Genomic DNA, 2,849 nt, shown 5'->3' with positions numbered 1-2,849 from the left:
TCCAGTGTGCCACAGGTCAAAACAATAGCGAAGCGAATTGTGTACTCACTACACAATTTTAAACCTACGGTTTTTCAATTGTTCCTTGAGCGATGGGGATACCCCCTCGACCCCGCAAGACCTTAACGGTCTTGCAAAAGTTAGAAGACAACACCAAATTCTTCAAGCTTAGATTCAAGGTTAGCCACACTATCCTCGGATGTATTGTCCTGACGGATACGCTGGCCCATTTGCATCACTGTTTCATCAGGACGTTGAAAGCGTTTTTGCAGCTCTTTATCTATGGTAAGCACCTGAATAATACGACTGACCCGATGCGCTAAAGTATTGGTATTTTTCTGCATCGTGGCGTTGGTAACCGAACCGATGCCGGTAATGCTCTTAGTATCGGCCTTTGAAGTTGCAGGAATCCCTCCATAGTTTGAGGTATTAGTTCTCTCGTTTAATGCTTGTAGGGACTTTTTCTCTTGGAATTTCAGAACAAGGCTCGTGATCTTACGACCTGTTTTCTTTGGTTCAACAGTCAACTTATAAGGGCTATATTCATTGATTTCTTTGACGGCTTGGTCAATCACACGCTTTTTCAGATCAGCCCAAACTGGATATTTGTTTTGGAGCTGGAACATCCAGCGTAGATCCTCAAGGCTTATCTGACGTTTTCCAATGCTACGGTACTGCATCATCAACTCATAGACGCGAATAGCATAAGGACTTGTCATACCCACAATGTCGGATTCTAAGTACTTAGTGAACTCTGTTTTAAGGTTGGATAGGAAGGGTAAAATTGGGGCTGAGAAGCGGATAGAGAACACACCGTCTTTAGTTTCTCTTTTCTGTTGAATCCATCGAAATGACGTTGATTCATCCATATCTCTAAGGACAATAGAACGATCATACAAGCGGTTTACGGCTTCCTTAAACTCTGAATTAAGTACCTTTACGTCACCGCCAAGCTTAACCACATCTTTAATAGAAAGGGAGTAAAGCACTGCATCTGTTACCGCTTCACCTTTTGGCACCTGAGCAATTGCACTGAGGATTAAACGCTGTTCAAGCGTTGATAGTGTGTAAGACGCTTCAATTACTTGGTTCGATTTCACAATCAGATTATTTTTAGTCATTCCCTTTTCAACTACTGACAGGTTTGTACTTTCATATTGATGGACTAGTATGAACTTGTCAATAGTTGGTTTTTTTAGGAGGAATCCGTCCATAGTTAATGGAGGAATCCGTCCATAGTTGAGGAGGAATCCGTCCATAGTTGAGGAGGAATCCGTCCATAGTTAAGCTCTAGGACTCGCTCATATCAATGCTTTCAGAGGGCGTAAAATCTTTAAAATCTTTAAAATAATATAAAAAGAGAATTTTTTATGAAAACAGCCCTATGCCCTCGCTAAAGCTCGGACGTTGTGACTTCGCTTTGCTCAGTCTGAGGGGCTGTTTTTATCAATTGATGGAGAGTAATTCCAAAAGCAAAAGCGACTATGCCTTCGCTTCGCTCAGAAGCTCTTTTCTCGCTTCGCGAGGTCCCTAAGCATAGGTTTGCATCTAATCGAGCTATAACGAGCGTTTAAGTGGGTTAAAAACGGTTTTTCAGAGGGGGGAGTAGGCGAACTTTCGTTATATCGCTCGTAGACACTCGCTTTGTTACTTCCTTTTGGTGTCTTATTATTTTTAAAACACCAAAAAGAAAAAATTAATAACCTTGACCGTTAGATTTTTTAGATTTCAAAGTCCGAGCTTTAGAAAATAATCTTTTATTTTTTGCAGCTGCAATTCTTGCTTGTTTAGCTTCAATTTCAGCTTGTTTTTCAAGTTCCTTTTTAACTTGGATTTTGGTGCTTTCTATTTTCATTGCATCAACTAATTGCTGCCGTTCAGATTGTTCTAAAGGCTCTAGGGCATTGATGATTGGTTGAAAACGATCTCTGTAATCTAAAACCGTTTCTTTAGCTTCTTTGGCCTCTTTTTTTGCTAATTCAGCAGTCGCAGCCTTTGCGCTAAGTTCTGTAAATTTAGGGTTTAGCTGGCTTACGATTTCACTCTGTAGACGCTCAGCGTACATATTCGATGTTTCGTACCATTTTGGTTTAGGTGCAACAATTTCCGGTTTTGGCTCAAACCTGTTGATATTGGCGTAATACTCTTGAACGGTTGTATGTGTGGCCTTACTGCCTTCTACGCCACGGCTTAGGCCGTGATGCTTCACTGTCTTGGCGAAATCAGTCTGCATTGCCGATAATGTGGCACGACCCCCTAAAAACTTTCGAGCGTTTAGCCTGCCTGTATCCTGGTCTATAGGAACGACATACGCGACCAGGTGCGGGCTAGTTTCATCCAAATGCACGGAAGTAGTGATTACGTTTTCTTTACCGTGTTTGTCTTCAAGCCATTTTTTTGCAGTCTCAAAATATTGAGATCCGTCTATATCACCTGATTCCGTAAAATATTCGGGGCTAGCACCAATAAAATATTCAATGCAAAGCACACCATTAGAGCGAACCTTCTCAGGTAATCTATTTTGAATTGCTTGTTTAACTTCTTCAGCCGTTGCAATGTCATGCTTGTTTAAATGGGAGCGTTGATCATCTGCATTTAACGTTTCTCTCGTGCGGTAGTTGTGGGCCAAAGAACCGCCAATATTGCCGAAAGTTTTAAGTTTTGCTGTTCTTAAAATTGCGTAAGCCATCAGATACCGGACACCATTCTATCGCTAGTTTTGTCCAGTGTGCCACAGGTCAAAACAATAGCGAAGCGAATTGTGTACTCACTACACAATTTTAAACCTACGGTTTTTCAATTGTTCCTTGAGCGATGGGGATACCCCCTCGACCCCGCAAGACCTTAAC

Annotated in this window: 2 protein-coding genes; both read right to left on the bottom strand. The window is 41.6% G+C overall.

Features of this window, described 5'->3' with window-relative positions; translation table 11 throughout:
• Positions 1-140: 140 nt before the first annotated feature.
• Complete coding sequence (locus E2K74_RS14325; RefSeq protein WP_161982814.1) at positions 141-1,121, bottom strand: replication initiation protein; 981 nt, start codon at positions 1,119-1,121, stop codon at positions 141-143.
• Positions 1,122-1,696: 575 nt separating this feature from the next.
• Positions 1,697-2,689 (bottom strand): MobV family relaxase, encoded by a 993-nt coding sequence (gene mobV / locus E2K74_RS14320; protein WP_161982812.1) that lies wholly within the window; start codon positions 2,687-2,689, stop codon positions 1,697-1,699.
• Positions 2,690-2,849 lie beyond the last annotated feature (160 nt).

This window comes from Acinetobacter sp. RF15B (assembly GCF_007558235.1).
Lineage (GTDB): Bacteria > Pseudomonadota > Gammaproteobacteria > Pseudomonadales > Moraxellaceae > Acinetobacter > Acinetobacter lwoffii_C.
Note: the sequence above shows the minus strand (reverse complement) of the source record. Positions and strands in the feature narration are given on the sequence as shown.

Excerpts from the sequence above, each read along its gene's own strand:
- E2K74_RS14325 (WP_161982814.1), bottom strand. The coding sequence starts at position 1,121 with ATGACTAAAAATAATCTGATTGTGAAATCGAACCAAGTAATTGAAGCG.
- mobV (WP_161982812.1), bottom strand. The coding sequence starts at position 2,689 with ATGGCTTACGCAATTTTAAGAACAGCAAAACTTAAAACTTTCGGCAAT.